Source organism: Amycolatopsis sp. BJA-103, assembly GCF_002849735.1.
GTDB lineage: Bacteria > Actinomycetota > Actinomycetes > Mycobacteriales > Pseudonocardiaceae > Amycolatopsis.
Genome location: NZ_CP017780.1, coordinates 5,948,463 through 5,963,805, shown reverse-complemented (window position 1 = coordinate 5,963,805; position 15,343 = coordinate 5,948,463). Strand labels below are relative to the sequence as shown.

At 68.1% G+C, this 15,343-nt stretch carries 15 protein-coding genes; 10 read left to right on the top strand and 5 right to left on the bottom strand.

Annotated elements, in window-relative coordinates; translation table 11 throughout:
* Positions 1-55: 55 nt before the first annotated feature.
* The gene (locus BKN51_RS26080) at positions 56-1,915 is read right to left on the bottom strand and encodes an AMP-dependent synthetase/ligase (RefSeq protein WP_101610146.1); all 1,860 of its coding nucleotides are present in this window, start codon (positions 1,913-1,915) and stop codon (positions 56-58) included.
* A 162-nt stretch (positions 1,916-2,077) separates the two neighbouring features.
* Here BKN51_RS26080 and BKN51_RS26075 point away from each other — a divergent pair, with 162 nt between their 5' ends.
* A complete protein-coding gene (locus BKN51_RS26075) occupies positions 2,078-3,256 on the top strand; it encodes a kynureninase (protein ID WP_101613462.1) in 1,179 nt (392 codons plus the stop codon).
* A gap of 140 nt (positions 3,257-3,396) precedes the next feature.
* On the opposite strand, the gene BKN51_RS26070 is transcribed toward BKN51_RS26075, so the two are convergent.
* Positions 3,397-3,987 carry a TetR/AcrR family transcriptional regulator gene (locus BKN51_RS26070; RefSeq protein WP_101610145.1) on the bottom strand — a complete coding sequence of 197 codons (591 nt, stop codon included), beginning with the start codon at positions 3,985-3,987 and terminating at the stop codon, positions 3,397-3,399.
* 296 nt (positions 3,988-4,283) lie between these two features.
* Here BKN51_RS26070 and BKN51_RS26065 point away from each other — a divergent pair, with 296 nt between their 5' ends.
* From BKN51_RS26065 to BKN51_RS26045, 5 genes are all read left to right on the top strand, one after another.
* A complete protein-coding gene (locus tag BKN51_RS26065) occupies positions 4,284-4,634 on the top strand; it encodes a hypothetical protein (protein WP_101610144.1) in 351 nt (116 codons plus the stop codon).
* Positions 4,635-5,007: 373 nt separating this feature from the next.
* Positions 5,008-7,515, top strand: a complete 2,508-nt coding sequence (locus BKN51_RS26060) for a nitrate- and nitrite sensing domain-containing protein (protein ID WP_101610143.1) — start codon at positions 5,008-5,010, stop codon at positions 7,513-7,515.
* The gene (locus tag BKN51_RS26055; protein WP_101610142.1) at positions 7,516-7,926 is read left to right on the top strand and encodes a roadblock/LC7 domain-containing protein; all 411 of its coding nucleotides are present in this window, start codon (positions 7,516-7,518) and stop codon (positions 7,924-7,926) included.
* On the top strand, positions 7,923-8,294 hold the full coding sequence (locus BKN51_RS26050) for a DUF742 domain-containing protein (protein WP_101610141.1): 372 nt from the start codon (positions 7,923-7,925) through the stop codon (positions 8,292-8,294). The genes BKN51_RS26055 and BKN51_RS26050 overlap by 4 nt, the downstream gene beginning before the upstream one ends.
* A complete protein-coding gene (locus BKN51_RS26045; RefSeq protein WP_101610140.1) occupies positions 8,275-8,880 on the top strand; it encodes a GTP-binding protein in 606 nt (201 codons plus the stop codon). The genes BKN51_RS26050 and BKN51_RS26045 overlap by 20 nt, the downstream gene beginning before the upstream one ends.
* A 78-nt stretch (positions 8,881-8,958) precedes the next feature.
* Here BKN51_RS26045 and BKN51_RS26040 read toward each other — a convergent pair whose 3' ends face one another.
* Both BKN51_RS26040 and BKN51_RS26035 read right to left on the bottom strand, forming a co-directional pair.
* Entirely contained in the window at positions 8,959-9,384 is a 426-nt protein-coding gene (locus BKN51_RS26040) for a DoxX family protein (protein WP_101610139.1), read from the bottom strand.
* Positions 9,385-9,580: 196 nt separating this feature from the next.
* Entirely contained in the window at positions 9,581-10,021 is a 441-nt protein-coding gene (locus BKN51_RS26035; protein ID WP_101610138.1) for a DoxX family protein, read from the bottom strand.
* Positions 10,022-10,163: 142 nt separating this feature from the next.
* Between BKN51_RS26035 and BKN51_RS26030 the strand changes: the two genes are divergently transcribed.
* On the top strand, positions 10,164-10,631 hold the full coding sequence (locus BKN51_RS26030; protein WP_101610137.1) for an NUDIX domain-containing protein: 468 nt from the start codon (positions 10,164-10,166) through the stop codon (positions 10,629-10,631).
* Here BKN51_RS26030 and BKN51_RS26025 read toward each other — a convergent pair.
* Complete coding sequence (locus tag BKN51_RS26025) at positions 10,621-11,265, bottom strand: HAD-IA family hydrolase (RefSeq protein WP_101610136.1); 645 nt, start codon at positions 11,263-11,265, stop codon at positions 10,621-10,623. The two genes, BKN51_RS26030 and BKN51_RS26025, sit on opposite strands and share 11 nt — an antisense overlap.
* A 147-nt stretch (positions 11,266-11,412) precedes the next feature.
* On the opposite strand from BKN51_RS26025, the gene BKN51_RS26020 reads away from it, so the two are divergent.
* The 3 genes from BKN51_RS26020 to BKN51_RS26010 are packed head-to-tail and all read left to right on the top strand — an operon-like array spanning position 11,413 to position 15,286.
* Positions 11,413-13,002 carry a discoidin domain-containing protein gene (locus tag BKN51_RS26020; RefSeq protein WP_168214389.1) on the top strand — a complete coding sequence of 530 codons (1,590 nt, stop codon included), beginning with the start codon at positions 11,413-11,415 and terminating at the stop codon, positions 13,000-13,002.
* Positions 13,003-13,061: 59 nt separating this feature from the next.
* On the top strand, positions 13,062-14,306 hold the full coding sequence (locus tag BKN51_RS26015; protein ID WP_101610135.1) for an MFS transporter: 1,245 nt from the start codon (positions 13,062-13,064) through the stop codon (positions 14,304-14,306).
* The gene (locus BKN51_RS26010; RefSeq protein WP_101610134.1) at positions 14,303-15,286 is read left to right on the top strand and encodes a PD40 domain-containing protein; all 984 of its coding nucleotides are present in this window, start codon (positions 14,303-14,305) and stop codon (positions 15,284-15,286) included. Before BKN51_RS26015 ends, BKN51_RS26010 begins: the two co-directional genes overlap by 4 nt.
* Positions 15,287-15,343: the final 57 nt, after the last annotated feature.

Below are 15,343 nucleotides of genomic sequence, written 5' to 3'. Positions count from 1 at the left end.
TTACTGGCAAATTTTGCCAGTAACGGGCCTTTCCTGGCAGCGCGCGTACCCCGGGTCAGGAACCCGCGGCGGGTGCCGGAGCGGAGGCCTCGTAGAGATCCGCGATCGCCGGCGCGTACCGGTCGTTGATGATCCGCCGCTTCAGCTTCAGCGTCGGGGTCACCTCGCCGCTTTCGGGCGTCCACGCCTTCGGGATCACGTGGTACCGCTTGATCTGCTCGATCCGCGCCAGCCGCGCGTTCGCCGCCTCGACGGCCTTCTCGATCTCCGCGCGCACCTGCGCGTTGTCGGCCAGCGATTCGCCTTCGGTGAGCTGGATGCCGTTCGCGGTCGCCCAGCCCGGCGCGATCTCGTCGTCGATGACGATCAGCGCCGTCACGTACGGCCGCTTCTCGCCGATCGCGACGGCCTGCCCGATCAGCGGGTGTTCCTTGAGCAGGCCCTCGACCTTCGTCGGCGCGATGTTCTTGCCGCTCGAGGTGATGATCAGTTCCTTCTTGCGGTCGGTGATCGTGACGAAGCCGCGTTCGTCGATGGTCCCGATGTCGCCGGTGGCGAGCCACCCGTCGGCGTCGATGTCCGGTTTGATCGAGCCGTCCTCCTGCAGGTAGCCGAGGAACACGATCGGGCCGCGGACCAGCAGTTCGCCGTCCTCGGCGACCTTCACCTCGACGCCTTCCAGCGGCTTCCCGACCGAGCCCGCCTTGAACGCGGACGGCGTGTTCGACGTGACCGCGCCGGTGGTCTCGGACAGTCCCCAGACCTCCTGGATCTCGATGCCGAGCCCGGCGATGAAGTACAGGATCTCCACCGGCAGCGCGGCGGCACCGCTGGTGGCGACCTCGATCTGGTCCAGGCCCAGCATCGCCCGCACCGGCGCGAGCGCGGCCGCGTCGGTCTGCGCGATCTTCTCCGCAAGCTCCGGCGGGACCTCTTTGCCGTCACTGCGCAGTTTGTAGCCCTGTTGCAGCAGTTCGTTGGCGCCGAGCAGCCCGTTCCGCTTGTCCTCCGGCAGCGAACCGAGCAGGTTCTTCAGGCCCGCGACCATCTTTTCCCACACCCGCGGGACACCGAAGAAGCTCTTCGGGTGCACCTGGCCCAGCGCGCCGACGACGGTGGTCGGGTCGCCGACGGTGTGCACGTGCCCGGCCCACACGATCGGCATGTAGATCGAGATTTCGCGTTCGGCGATGTGCGCGAGCGGAAGGTACGCGATGTTCGTGGCGTGCATCGGCGACTCGTGCAGTTTCTGGACCGCGATCGCCTCGTAGATCGCGTTCCGGTGCGACAGCACGACACCCTTGGGTTCGCCGGTGGTGCCGGAGGTGTAGATCATCGACAGCGGGTCGTCCTGGCCGATCGCGGACCACGCGGTCTCGAACGCCGACGGGTCGGCCGCGTGGGCCTCGGCGCCCGCCGCGCGCAGCTCCGCGAACGAGAGGAACCGTTTGTCGTCCGCGGGGACCACGGACGCGTCGAGCAGGACGATGTGGCGCAGCGCGGGCAGGTCGTCGAGGATCTGGGACCAGCGGCCGAGTTCGTCGGCACCGGCGAGTACGACGACGCCGGCGGCGCTGTGCCGGGCGACGTACCCGATCTGCTCCGGGCTGAGCGTCGCGTACGCGGTGCACGGGATCGCGCCGAGATGGGCCGCGGCGAGGTCGGCGATCAGGTGATCGGGACTGCTCGGCGCCATGATCAGCATCCGGTCGCGGGAGCCGAGACCGAGCCCGGCGAGCCCGCGCGACACCTCCGCGATGGCGGTGCGGAATTCACGCCAGTTCAGGGTCGGCTTGCCCTCGATGTCGAGGGACGTGACCGCCGGCAGCTCACCGAACTCCTGGGCGTTGCGGTGAAGCAGGGCGGGGATGGTCTGGCCTTCGATCTGCTCGGCGACGGTCGGCTGGTTGGTCAACGCTGGCCTCCTCGATGCTGCCTGATCAGGCACACTGTAAGGGCTCCGGTCAGTGGTGGATAGAGAATCGCGGCCACGGTTGCGCTACGCGAAATGTCCACCTTTTCCGTTTTCATCGCGTCAGTCGTGGACTTCCGGAATCCCGTCACCGACGATGACCACGTGACTGACCTCGTAGCCGAGGCCGCGGCACTGGACGCGGCTGATCCCTTGGCGCACAAGCGAAACGAATTCGACCTCGACGCGGGCGTCGCCTACTTCGACGGCAACTCGCTGGGCGCGCCGCCGAAGCACGTCGCCGGACGTGTCGCCGCGGTCATCCGCGAGGAATGGGGCGGACGGCTCATCCGATCCTGGTCGGAAGGCTGGTGGGAGGCGCCGGAGCGGGTCGGCGAACGGATCGCGCCGCTCGTGGGGGCCGCGCCGGGGCAGGTCGTCGTGGCGGACTCGACCAGTGTGAACCTGTTCAAGGCGCTGGTCGCCGCGACCCGGCTCAGGCCGGGCCGCGACGAGATCCTCGTCGACGCGGACACGTTCCCGACCGACGGCTACCTCGCGGACGAGGCCGCCCGGCTGACCGGGCGCACGGTGCGGCGGGTCGTCGCCGAGGACCTGCCGGACGAGGTGAGCGAACGGACGGCCGTCGCGCTGATCAACCACGTCGACTACGTCACCGGACGCGTCCACGACATGGCCGCGCTGACCGGCGCGCTGCACCGGGCCGGGGCGCTCGCGCTCTGGGACCTCTGCCACAGCGTCGGCGCGCTCCCGGTGGAACTGGACGCCTCGGGAGTGGACCTCGCCGTCGGCTGCACCTACAAATTCCTCAACGGCGGTCCGGGATCGCCCGCTTTCCTTTACGTGGCAACGAAATGGCTGGACCGGTTCGACCAGCCGCTGGCCGGCTGGGCCGGTGATCGCGATCCGTTCGGGATGCGCGGCGCCTACGAGGCGCACGCCGGGATCTCGCGTGGCCGCGCGGGTACTCCCGACATGCTTTCGCTGCTGGCCTTGGACGCGGCCCTCGACGTCTGGGACGGCGTGGATCGCGGGCTGCTGCGCCGAAAGGGGCTCGCGCTCGGTGACTTCTTCTTCCGGTGCGCGGACGAACTCCTCGACGGCGCGACGATCCCGACCCCGCGCGGACACGACCGCGGGCACCAGATCTCGGTCGTCGACGACGACGCGGCCAAGACGATGGCGGCCTTGATCGAGCGCGGGGTGATCGGGGACTTCCGCCCGCCCAACGTGCTGAGGTTCGGCCTGGCGCCGCTCTACACCACCTACGGCGAGGTGCTCCGCGCCGTCACGACACTGGGTGAACTACACCGGGGGAACTAAGATTGAGGACGTTGAGTGTCCCCGATCCTCCGTTGATCAAGCTCCGAGACCCGGAGCGACTTCTCGACTACCGCACCTCACCCTCGCCCTGGCCACGCGTAGGTAAGCGACTACCGGTCCGCTCCAGCCCTCTTTGTCACTCACGACTCCAGTTGGGGAACTCCGGCGCTGAGTACGGCGCGGGCGGCGTGCGCGAGGCTTTCGCGCACCTCGTCCGCGTCTTCGAGATAGCCGCCGACCATGGCCCCGTCGCGCAGGAAGGTCAGCTCCCGCGCGGCGGCCGCGGGGTCGGGGTGCCCCGTCGCGCCGACGATCTCCGCGATCGAGTCGCGGAACCACGTCCGGTGTTCGCGCACGACCCGCCGCACGGGGTGCTCCGGATCCGGGTACTCGGCGGCCGCGTTGATGAACGGGCAGCCGCGGAAGCCCGGCGCGCAGATCTCCTCGCCGATGCCGAGGACGAGGATTTCGAGCATTTTCGAAGGCTCCGGCTTCTGCTCCGTCGCGGCGGCGACGAGCCCGCGGATCCGGTCGTGCTCGGCTTCGAGGTAGGCGCGGACCAGGTCTTCCTTGCCGGGGAAGTGCCGGTAGAAGGTCGCCCGGCTGACCTCGGCCGCGACGATGACGTCGTCCACGGGGACGGAGTGGATCCCCTGCGTGTAGAAGATCTTCGACGCCGTCTCCAGGAGGCGGTCCCTGGCCGCGGAGCGGCGGGTGGTCGTGGCTGCCATGCCTCCAGCATATAGAACGTTCTGTCTTGCTGCTGCCGACGTGCGAATTCGCCTTATAGGAAGGCTTCGTAACGGCCGCGCAAATGGTGAAGTTCATTCGGAAATCGGTGGCAAAAAGGTGATCACCTCGCCCCCTCGGGGGAGACGAGGCGATCTTTGGTGAATCCGCTGTTAGTCTCGACATTCGCTCTCGCCGCGAGTGTGACGTAGATCCTTCCCCTGTGGCGTAAGGAAAACCCGCGTCGCTCGTCTCAGCGGCGAGGCGCGGGCCACGGCGCCTGGAGAAGGAGGGGATTGTGTCGATCACCTATACCGCCGTCGCCGTGTTCGGTGTCGCTTCCGGTTTCCTGCTCAACGAATTCGGCTCGCGTTACCCGGTCGAGACGGCGCTCGTCGTGATTCTGGCCGCCGGGGTGGTGACCTTGTGCTGGGCGGGCGTCCGGATGCTCCGCGACGCGTCCAGGAGGGTCGACACACTCCTCGAGGAGGAGCTCGGCCGCGCCGCCGAAGATCATTTCGCCGATTCGCCCGTAATAAGCGCCGTCAATTCTCGATTCCGCGGATCGAACGGTCTTACGGCCGCCTTCCTGCGGGGTGAAGTCGTTCGCAAACCGAACGGTATGTGGAGCCCCGGTCCGAAAGCGTGAGCGAGGTCACGGCGAGTAGTTTTCGTGGACTTTTTCGTACGGACACGAGTACGACGGGCTGTTACTTGATCGAGTCCGATGAGCGTCGATCAAGCCGCTGCCTGCGGTAAACCGCCAGGTGATCTACTGGTGAGTCACTTCGCGGGCCACCCCCGTCCACGTGGTGGACTTTCGAGGTCCGACGGCCTCTTGTCACCTGGTCACGGCGATACGCGACTACCCTTCGCGTCCGGGCTTGACTCACCCGTTTGGGTCTCCTAGCGTCTTCGCGGGCGGAGCGGACCACGCTGTGTTGATCCGGCTATCGGATCCCGCGGGTATGAGATCCCCGGCGACCCGACACCAATAACTGCCGGAAGGAAAACGGACCACGGTGAAGCAGATTTCCCTTCGACGAGGCCGCGGCTCTTCGATTCGTTCGCGCGTTCTGACGATCGCGCTCATTCCGAGCATCGCGCTGATGCTCGTCGGTCTCGCGATCGGCGGGTACTTGATCTTCGACGCGGTCAACGGTCGCGACTACGCGCAACGGATCCGGGGCTCGGAAGCGCCCACCGTCCCCTTCTTCGGTCAGATCCAGGAGGAGCGCCGGCTGACGCTGCGCGAGCTCGCGGGCGACCGTTCGCAGCACGCCGCGCTCGTGGAGCAGCGCGCCAAGACCGACGCCGCCACCCAAGGCGTCGTCAGCTATCTCCAGACCTTGGTCGGCAACTCGCCCGACAGCGTGCAGCGCAACATCGCCACGGTGAGCGGGCTCTTCCAGAAGATGCCGCAGATCCGGCAGTCGGCCGACTCCGGTCAGTTGCCGCTACTCGACGCCTTCACCTACTACAACCAGATCGTCGACCAGTTCGTCGAAGGTCTCACCGGTTTCGCCCAGGACGCGCCGAACGCGGAGAACGCTTATCAGCGGATCACCGCGGTGCCGCTGTTCACCGCGATCGACCAGTTGCAGCGGTCGAACTCCCTCGCCGCCGCGGCCGTGGCGGGCGGCGGCTTCACCGACGAGACCTACCGCGCGTACGTCACCCAGGTCGGTTCGTACCGGTCGCTGCTCGAGTCTTCCGTGACGCGGATGTCCCCGGGCGTCAAGGCGAAGTTCGACCAGCTCGTCGCGAGTGACCCGTGGAAGGCCGTCAACACGGTCGAGAACACCTTCCTGCAGAACAGCAAGGCCACGCTCCCGGTTCCCGAGCAGCTCTGGCTGCAGTCGGCCCGCGGCGTCGGCGACGCGATGATGCGCGGCTTCGTCGAGCAGAGTGGTGCCGCCACCACGCAGGCCATCGACGACGCCGACCGGACGCTGATCACCTCGGCCATCGCGGCGGTCATCGCGCTGCTCGTGGCGATCGGCGTGTTCGTCGTCGCCCTGCGGTTGTCCAACCGGCTCATCGGCAGGCTGGCCCGGCTGCGTGAGGACACCCTCGACGTCGCCGAGATCCGGCTGCCCGAACTGGTGGACCGGGTGCGGGCGGGCGAGCCCGTCGACCTCGACGACAAGGGGCACTTCCTCGATCACGGCGACGACGAGATCGGCCAGGTCGCCGAGGCCTTCAACAAGGCGCAGCAGACCGCCATCGCGGCCGCCGTCGAAGAGGCGAGGACCCGTGAAGGCACCAAGACGGTGTTCCTCAACATCGCGCACCGCAGCCAGGTGATCGTGCACCGCCAGCTCAAGGTGCTCGACCAGGCCGAGCGCAAGCAGGAGGACCCGGAGCAGCTGGAGACGCTCTTCCAGCTGGATCACCTCTCCACCCGCGCCCGCCGCAACGCGGAGAACCTGATCATCCTCGGTGGCGGCCAGCCCGGCCGCCAGTGGCGCAAGCCGGTCACGCTGGCCGAGCTGACCCGTGGCGCCTCGGCCGAGACCGAGGACTTCGCCAGGGTGAAGACGGCGAAGATGCCCGCGATCGCGGTGCAGGGCCCGGTCGTCGGCGACCTCGTGCACCTGCTCGCGGAGCTGATCGACAACGCGACCTCGTTCTCGCCGCCGCAGTCGCGCGTCGAACTCCGGGGCAACGTGGTCGGCAAGGGCGTCGTGATCGAGGTCGAGGACCAGGGCCTCGGCATCGAGCCCGAGCAGGCCGCCGAGCTGAACGGGATGTTGGCCGATCCGCCGGACTTCGGCATCATGGCGTTGTCAGCCGAGCCACGGCTGGGCCTGTTCGTGGTCGCGCGGCTCGCCGCGCGGCACGGGATCTCCGTGCACCTGCGCGAGTCCGCGTACGGCGGCACCAGGGCCATCGTGCTCGTCCGCACCGACCTGCTCGCGCCGGTCCCGTCTGATCAGCCGGAGGACGAGGTGGACCCCGAGAGCACCGAGGTGCCGGACGCCGCACCGCTGCTCCCGGGCCGTCGTGCCCGGCACCGCACCGAGTTCCCCGCGGAACGGCCCGAGCTCCCCGTGCCGATGCCGGTGGCCCCTCAGGCCCCGGTCATGCACCAGCCCGGTCCCGATTCGCCCGGCGCCTCGTTGCCGCCGCTGCCCTCGCGCCAGCCGCGGGTGCCCCGGCCCGAAACGCCCCGCCCCGAGCCGATCCGCCCGGAGCCCGCGCGTGCCGAGGCCCGGCCGCAGCCGGTGCAGCCGCCGGCGTGGCCGCCCGCCGACACCCGACCGCAGGACGGCCGTCCGCCGCAGACCCGGCGACCCGGCCCCGAGGCGCCGGGCAGGCCACCGCTGCCGCAGCGCCGCCGTCAGACGAACCTGGTCCCCCAGCTGATGGAGGACCGGCCTGCCGCCCAGCGCGAGGAGGTCCGCGAGGACACCCCCGAGCTGGCCAGGAACCGCCTCGCCGCGTTCCAGCAGGGGACGCGCCGCGGCCGGGACACCGAGCCCACCGACGACTACACCGACCACGACATGTACGGAGATCGTGACTAGATGGCCAACGCGGGAGTCAGTGAACTCGACTGGTTGCTGGATGACCTGGTCAAGCGGGTCAGCGGTGCGGACAGGGCGGTAGTCCTTTCGGCGGACGGTCTGCTCATCGGACGATCCGGCAACCTGTCGGAGCAGGACGGCGAGCACCTGTCCGCGGTGGCGTCGGCGTTCCAGAGCCTCGCCAGGGGCACGGGACGGCACTTCGGCGGCGGCAACGTCCGCCAGACCATGGTGGAGATGGACCACGCCTTCCTGTTCGTCACCGCGGCGGGCCGCGGCGCGTGCCTCGCGCTGCTGGCCAAGGAAGACGCGGACATGGGTCTCGTGGCCTACGAGATGAACATGATGGTCAAACGGGTCGGCGCGGTGCTCACTTCGGCGCCCCGCGCCGCGACTCCCAGTTCGCCATGAGCGGGCGGCACGAGTCGTGGTTCGAGGACGAGGCCGGTCCGCTGGTCCGGTCGTACGCCGTCACGGGCGGGCGCACCCGCTCGGACACGCTCGGCCTCGACCTGATCACCCTGGTGGTCGCCATGCGCACGGCGCACGAGGTCGCCGGCTTCGAACCGGAGTACGGGCGGATCCTCAACCTGTGCCAGAGACCGACCTCAGTCGCGGAGGTCGCGGCGCGCATCGATCTGCCGTTGCCGGTGGTGAAGGTGCTGCTGAGCGACCTCATCGAACAGAACCTCGTGCTGTTCCGTACCGCGACACCGGTCACCGACACTCCCAACAAACACGTACTCCAGGCGGTTCTTGATGGCATCCGGAAACTCTGAGCCCCGGCGATCCCTGACCGCGAACGCGGTCAAGGTCCTCATCGCCGGCGGGTTCGGGGTCGGTAAGACCACGATGGTCGGTTCGGTCAGCGAGGTTCCCCCGCTGCGCACCGAGGAGGTCATCACCGCGGCGTCCGAGGGCGTCGACGACCTCACCGGTGTCGAAAAGAAGACGACCACCACGGTCGCCCTCGACTTCGGCCGGATCACCATCAACCCCGAGCTGATCCTTTACCTGTTCGGCACGCCGGGGCAGGACCGGTTCTGGTTCATGTGGGACGAGCTGGCCGAAGGCGCGCTCGGCGCCGTCGTGCTGGCCGACACCCGGCGTCTCGACAGTTGCTTCGCGGCCGTCGATTTCTTCGAGCGCCGCGGGCTGCCGTTCGTCGTCGCCGTCAACTGCTTCGACAACGCGTACCGCTACGGCACCGAGGAGGTCCGGCAGGCGCTCGACGTCAGCATGGACGTCCCGCTGCTGCTGTGCGACGCGCGGGAACGCGATTCGACGAAGCAGGTGCTGACCGTGCTGATGGAGCACGTGCTCGCGTTGTCCGACCTGGCCGCCGGGCTGCCACAGGGCCGCTGACGCCTCACTGACGCAATGAAAGGCCCGTTACTTGCAAATTTCGCAAGTAACGGGCCTTTCCTTGCACAGGGTGGGAGATCAGGACTTGCGGCGGCGGCGCAAGGTATCGAGCGCGTAGGTGCCCGGCCCGACCACCGCGAACAGCAGGAAGACCCACGAGTACAGGGCGGCCATCTCACCCTTGTTCTGCAACGGCAGCAGCGCGTCGGGCTGGTGGACGACGAAGTACGCGTAGGCCATCGTGCCCGAGAGCAGCACCGCGACCGGGCGGGTGAACAGGCCCACCAGGATCAGCAGCGAGCCGACCAGCTCGATCACCCCGGCGTACCAGCCGGGCCAGGTGCCGAACGAGACGGCGGGCTTGTCGAACAGTCCCATCTTCTGCAGACCGTGGCAGAGGAAGAGGAACGAGACCACTACGCGGACGACGGAGAGGCCGAGGCCCTGCCACTTGGCGGGGGTCGGGCCGATCTCGGTGGTCGTGGCGGTGGCTGTCTGGGTCATGACGCATCCTTCCGGCTCAAGGTGGTCTAAACCATTGATGCGATAGAGGATGCCGGATACCCCCATCTGTAGGGAACTTTCTTTCGGGGGGTAATTCCATGGTATGTCCGAATTTAACAACGCCGCAATGGGCCGGAACGCGACAAAGGCCCCTTTCCTGGAATGATTCCAGGAAAGGGGTCTCGCGATTCCGGTATCAGCGACGGCGGCGCAGCGTGTCGAGGGCGAAGGTGCCCGGGCCGACCACCGCGATCAGCAGGAAGATCCAGCAGTAAAGGGTCGACAGCTCGCCCATGTTCTGCAGCGGCAGCAGGCCTTCCGGCGCGTGGACGGTGAAGTAGGCGTAGGCCATGACGCCGGAGAGGAGTACCGCGACCGGCCGGGTGAACAGGCCAACCAGCACCAGCGCGGCGCCGACGACCTCGATCACGCTGCCGTACCAGCCGGGCCAGGAGCCGAGTTCCACGGAGCCGCCCGCGCCGTCGACGCCACCGAAGAAGCCGAATCCCTGCAGGCCGTGGCAGAGGAAGAGGAACGAGACGACGATCCGGACGGCCGACTGGATCGCGCCCTGTGCCTTGGCGGTGCGCGGGGTGACGGTGGAGGTGGTCTTGGCGGGGGTGATGGTCTGCGTCATGGTTCCGGGTCCTTCCGGGAGAGGCTGTCGGGCTGCTTCTGCCCATGCGTCGGACGGACTCGACGCGAATCGACATCCGGACGGAAACTTTTTCGCCCGCGCGGTCTCATCACCCGATCGGAGCAAGGTCATACTGGAGGCCATGGCGGGTAAGACGAGTGCCGGGATCCTGCTCTTCCGCAGGTCGGGCGAGGTGACCGAGGTGCTGCTCGGGCATATGGGCGGGCCGTTCTGGGCGAAGAAGGACGCGGGCGGCTGGTCGGTGCCCAAGGGTGAGTACAAGGCGGACGAGACGCCGGAGGCCGCGGCGCGGCGCGAGTTCCAGGAGGAACTGGGGCTGCCGGCGCCGGAGGGGGAGTACCGCCCGCTCGGTGAGGTGAAGCAGTCCGGCGGCAAGGTCGTGACGGTCTGGGCGGTGGAGGGTGACCTCGACCCGGCTCAGGTCGTTCCCGGCACCTTCGAGATGGAGTGGCCGCCGCGGTCGGGCAAGACGCAGGAGTTCCCGGAGGTCGACAGGGTCGCCTGGTTCGGGCTCGCCGAAGCGGAGGAGAAGCTACTCAAGGGCCAGCGCCCGTTCCTCACCCGGCTGGGTGAGTTGCTCAACGGCTGAGTAACTCACTGAGCGGTTTGTCGGCCAGCGATCCGAGGACGAGGTCGGCGTGGTCGAAGTTCAGTACCGCGGTGATCGGGTTCGGTACCGCGACACACCTCAGCCCGGCGGCCTTCGCCGCGGTGACGCCGTGCGGCGAGTCCTCGATCGCGATCGCCTCGGACGGCGGCAGGTCCAGCGCGGCGAGCGCGGCCAGGTAGAGGTCCGGGCTCGGCTTGGCCTCGTGAAGGTCGCCGGTGAGGACGGCCTCGAAAGCGTCCGTCAGGCCGAGCCGGTTCAGATGAGTGGAGACCCAGTCTCCGGTCGAGCTCGACGCGATGGCGAGCCGAAGGCCCTGTTCCTTCGCGTCGTCGAGGTACTCCTGGACACCGGGGCGCGGGCCCACGGATTCCAGCAGCTCGGTGACCCGGGCGCGCACGCCGGTGCGGACCGCGATCCTGTCCAGGTTCTCGTCGTCCTTCGCCAGCAGCTCGAACATCGCGACGGCGGTGTTCTGCGTGCCGATCACGGTGTGCCAGACGTCGAGGGGGAGCTCGCCGCCGCGTTCGCGAAAGGTCTCCTGCCAGGCCACGAGGACGGCCGCTTCGGTGTCGACCAGCGTTCCGTCGAAGTCGAAGATCAAGGCGCCGGTCATGGGACGAGTCTACGTCTTGACTCGCTGAGTGGCACGGATTACCGTACGCATTCGTTAGGAAACTTACCAAACGAACAGTGAACAAAAGAACAACGCCGCGCACCCGTCCCTCTCAACCCGCCGCCACGGATTCCCGGGGAGATCGATGTGAAGGCCCGAACCCGACTACTGCCCTTAGGCGCGGCCGCCATCCTGTTGCCGACGCTGCTCAGCGGAAGCGCACAGGCCGCTGATGTCCTTTTGTCCCAAGGAAAGCCCGTTATCGTCTCTTCGGTCGAGGCCGCTGAGTACGGCGGCCCGCTAGCCGTCGACGGGAAGACCAACACCCGCTGGGCCAGCGCCGAAGGCGCGGACCCGCAGTTCATCCGTGTCGACCTCGGCGGTCCTTCCGCCGTCAACCGGGTCAAGCTGAACTGGGAAGCGGCATACGCCACCGCGTACAAGCTGGAAGTCTCCAACGACGGCTCGGCGTGGACCTCCGTCAAGTCCGTCACCAACGGCAACGGCGGCACCGACGACCTCACCGGTCTCGCCGCCCGCGGCCGGTACCTCCGCCTCGTCGCGACCAAGCGCGCCACCAGTTACGGCTACTCCCTGTGGGAGATGCAGGTTTACGGGACGTCGGACTCCACCGGCGACACCCAGGCGCCGACCGCGCCCACGAACCTCAAGGCGGGCGCGATCACTTCGTCCACTGTGGACCTCACGTGGACGGCGTCGACGGACAACGTCGGTGTCAGCGCGTACGAAGTGCTCCGCAACGGCCAGGTCGTGGGAACGTCGGAGACGGCTTCCTACACCGACAGCGGGCTGACGGCGGCGACCGCGTACACGTACACCGTCCGCGCGAAGGACGCCGCCGGGAACACTTCGGCCGCCAGTGGCCAGATCCAGGCGACCACGCAAGCGGGCGGCGGTTCGTCGTTCGTGCTGGCCGCTTCGGGCGACATCGCCGAACAGTGCACCGCGTCTTCGTCGTCGTGCGTCCATCCGAAGACCGCCGCGCTGGTCGGGCAGATGAACCCGGCCGCGGTGATCACCATGGGCGACAACCAGTACGACGACGCCCACATCGAGGACTTCACGAACTACTTCGACAAGACCTGGGGCAAGTACAAGAACATCATGCACCCGGTCCCCGGCAACCACGAGACCTACGACCACACCCCGCTGGGCGCCTACAAGAAGTACTTCGGCAAGATCGCGACGCCGAACGGGAAGACCTACTACAGCTGGGAAATGGGCAACTGGCACTTCGTGGCCATCGACAGCACGGAGTTCTCTCCCGGGCTGGCCGCGAACGCCGTCAGCGACGAGCAGCTGAACTGGATCAAGCAGGACCTGGCGAGCAACACCAAGCCCTGCGTCGCCGCGTACTACCACCACCCGCGCTACACCTCGGGTGACCACGGCGACAACCCGAAGATGGCCACGCTCTGGGAGACCATGGTCAAGAGCAAGGTCGACCTGGTGCTCAACGGGCACGACCACCACTACGAGCGGTTCTTCCCGCAGAACGCCGGCGGGGCCAAGGATCCGAACGGGCCGGTGCAGATCATCGGCGGTGGCGGCGGGGCGTCCCTGTACCCCGTCAAGACGGAGCATCCGGCGACGGCGAAGGCGATCTCGACCTACGGCGTGCTCAAGCTGAACATGTCGGACAACGCGTTCTCGACGCAGTTGATCGGCCTCGACGGCAAGACCATCGACTCCTCACCCACCTACACCTGCCACTGATCCACGCGATCGGGTGCCGGGTCGCGGCCCGGCACCCGATCCGGCGTAGGAGGTCTCCCATGTACATCGCCACCGCCAGGGGAGCGGACACCGCGGCGGAAGTACCGAAGAGCGGCATGAAGCGGGCCGTCACCGGGAACGTCGTCGCGCTCGGCCTGGTCAGCCTGGTCACCGACATCTCGTCGGAGATGGTGACCGCGGTCCTCCCGCTCTATCTCGTCCTCGGTCTCGGCCTGAGCCCGCTGCAGTTCGGCGTGCTCGACGGCCTCTATTCCGGTGTCACCGCGCTCGTCCGGCTCGTCGGCGGGCATCTCGCGGACCGGTGGCAACGGCTCAAGGCGGTGGCCTGTTTCGGTTACGGGCTCTCCGCGCTGGGCAAGATCGGCCTGATGCTGGCGGGTTCGTCCACCGTCGCGATCGGGGCGGTGCTCGCGGCCGACCGCACCGGCAAGGGTGTCCGGACCGCGCCGCGGGACGCGCTGATCACGTTGAGCAGCGACCCCGAGCACCTCGGCCGCGCGTTCGGCGTGCACCGCGCGATGGACACCTTCGGCGCGTTCCTCGGGCCGTTGGTCGCGATGGCCGTGCTGTGGCTCAGCCTCGGCAGCTACGACTCGGTGTTCTTCACGAGTTTCTGCATCGCCGCGATCGGCGTGATCATCCTGGTGGTGCTGGTCAAGGACCACCAGCCCAAGCCGAGGGCCGAACGGCACAAGGTCTCCTTGCGGGAGACCGCGGGCCTGATCCGGCAGGCGTCGTTCCGCCGGATCTGTGTCTGGGCGGCGTTGCTGGGCCTGGTCACCCTCAGCGATTCGTTCCTCTACCTCGTACTGCAGCGCCGATGGGATCTCGGCGCGGTCTTCTTTCCCTTGCTGCCGCTGGGAACCGCCGGTGTGTATCTCCTGCTCGCCGTCCCCCTCGGCAGGCTTTCGGACAAGATCGGCCGCTGGAAGGTGTTCCTCGGCGGGCACGTCGCGCTGGTCGTCGCGCTGCTGGCGCTGCTCGGTCCGGTGGACGGCGGTGTGCTGGCGGTACTGGCGCTCGTGCTGCACGGTGTCTTCTACGCCGCCACCGACGGTGTCCTGATGGCCGCCGCCGGCCCGCTGCTCCCCGAGCACCAGCGGGCGAGCGGACTGGCGCTGGTGCAGACCGGTCAGGCGACGACGAGGATGTTCGCGTCCGTCCTTTTCGGACTCGCGTGGACGGCTTGGGACCTGCACGTCGCGGTCCTGGTCGCCGCCGGCGCACTGGTGGTCGTGGTCGTCGCGGCCGCCGTACTCCGTCCACTGAGGACATACGCATGAAGACGCGGATCCTGGGTGTGGTGGCGGCGGTCGCCGTCCTGATCACGGCGGCCGTCGGCTACGGCCTCTACTCGCGGGACCGCGGCCCGGGCGTCAACGCCGTGGCCGTGGTTTCGGGCCAGCCGGTCTCGGTGCAGGCCAAGGGGCAGCTGTTGTTCCGCAACACCGCCGAAGGTCCCGACTTCGGCCACCTCGCCACCGTTCCGGCGGATTCGCCCGGCGAACCGCGGAAGGTGGCCGGACTCAGCTGCGACCGGTTCGCCGCTTCGGCGGGGACGGCACTCTGCCTGGCCGCGCAACCCGGCGTGCTGCCGCCGATGACCGACGTCATCGTGCTGGACAAGGACCTCAACGAGATCCGCCGGGTCGAACTGCCCGGTACGCCCAGCCGCGGCCGGGTCTCCCCGGACGGCAAACTCGCCTACTGGACGCTGTTCGTCAACGGGGATTCCTATGCGGAGACAGGGTTTTCGACCAGGGCAGGGATCCTCGACCTGACGAGCGGGCAGTTGCTGAAGAGCGTCGAGGAGATGGCGTTGTTCCTCGATGGCAAGCAGTACTACTCGTCCGACGTGAACTACTGGGGGATCACCTTCGCCGCCGACGGCAAGAAGTTCTACGCGACCGTGGGGACGAAGGGGAAGACCTACCTCGTCGAGGCGGACTACGAGCGGTTCAGCGCGAACATGATCCGGGAGAACGTCGAGTGCCCGTCGCTTTCGCCGGACGGGAAGCGGATCGCCTTCAAGAAGCGGGTTTCCGCCGATCTCGCGGCACCGTGGCGGCTGGCCGTGCTCGAACTGGCCTCCGGTCAGGAGACCTTGCTGGCCGAGACGCGGAGCGTGGACGACCAGGCGGCGTGGCTCGACGACCGGACCGTGGCTTACGGGCTGGAGTCGGGGATCTGGGCGGTACCGGCGGACGGGAGCGGGGCGGCCCGGGAGCTGGTCGCGCGGGGTGCCTCGCCTGCGGGGGTGTAGGCGGCGCGCGCTATGAAAGGCCCGTTACTTGCAAATTTTGCAAGTAACGGGCCTTTC

Coding starts and splice junctions, on each gene's coding strand:
- BKN51_RS26010 (WP_101610134.1), top strand. CDS start 14,303: ATGAAGACGCGGATCCTGGGTGTGGTGGCGGCGGTCGCCGTCCTGATC.
- BKN51_RS26025 (WP_101610136.1), bottom strand. CDS start 11,265: ATGACCGGCGCCTTGATCTTCGACTTCGACGGAACGCTGGTCGACACC.
- BKN51_RS26045 (WP_101610140.1), top strand. CDS start 8,275: ATGGCATCCGGAAACTCTGAGCCCCGGCGATCCCTGACCGCGAACGCG.
- BKN51_RS26040 (WP_101610139.1), bottom strand. CDS start 9,384: ATGACCCAGACAGCCACCGCCACGACCACCGAGATCGGCCCGACCCCC.
- BKN51_RS26070 (WP_101610145.1), bottom strand. CDS start 3,987: ATGGCAGCCACGACCACCCGCCGCTCCGCGGCCAGGGACCGCCTCCTG.
- BKN51_RS26030 (WP_101610137.1), top strand. CDS start 10,164: ATGGCGGGTAAGACGAGTGCCGGGATCCTGCTCTTCCGCAGGTCGGGC.
- BKN51_RS26015 (WP_101610135.1), top strand. CDS start 13,062: ATGTACATCGCCACCGCCAGGGGAGCGGACACCGCGGCGGAAGTACCG.
- BKN51_RS26055 (WP_101610142.1), top strand. CDS start 7,516: ATGGCCAACGCGGGAGTCAGTGAACTCGACTGGTTGCTGGATGACCTG.
- BKN51_RS26035 (WP_101610138.1), bottom strand. CDS start 10,021: ATGACGCAGACCATCACCCCCGCCAAGACCACCTCCACCGTCACCCCG.
- BKN51_RS26050 (WP_101610141.1), top strand. CDS start 7,923: ATGAGCGGGCGGCACGAGTCGTGGTTCGAGGACGAGGCCGGTCCGCTG.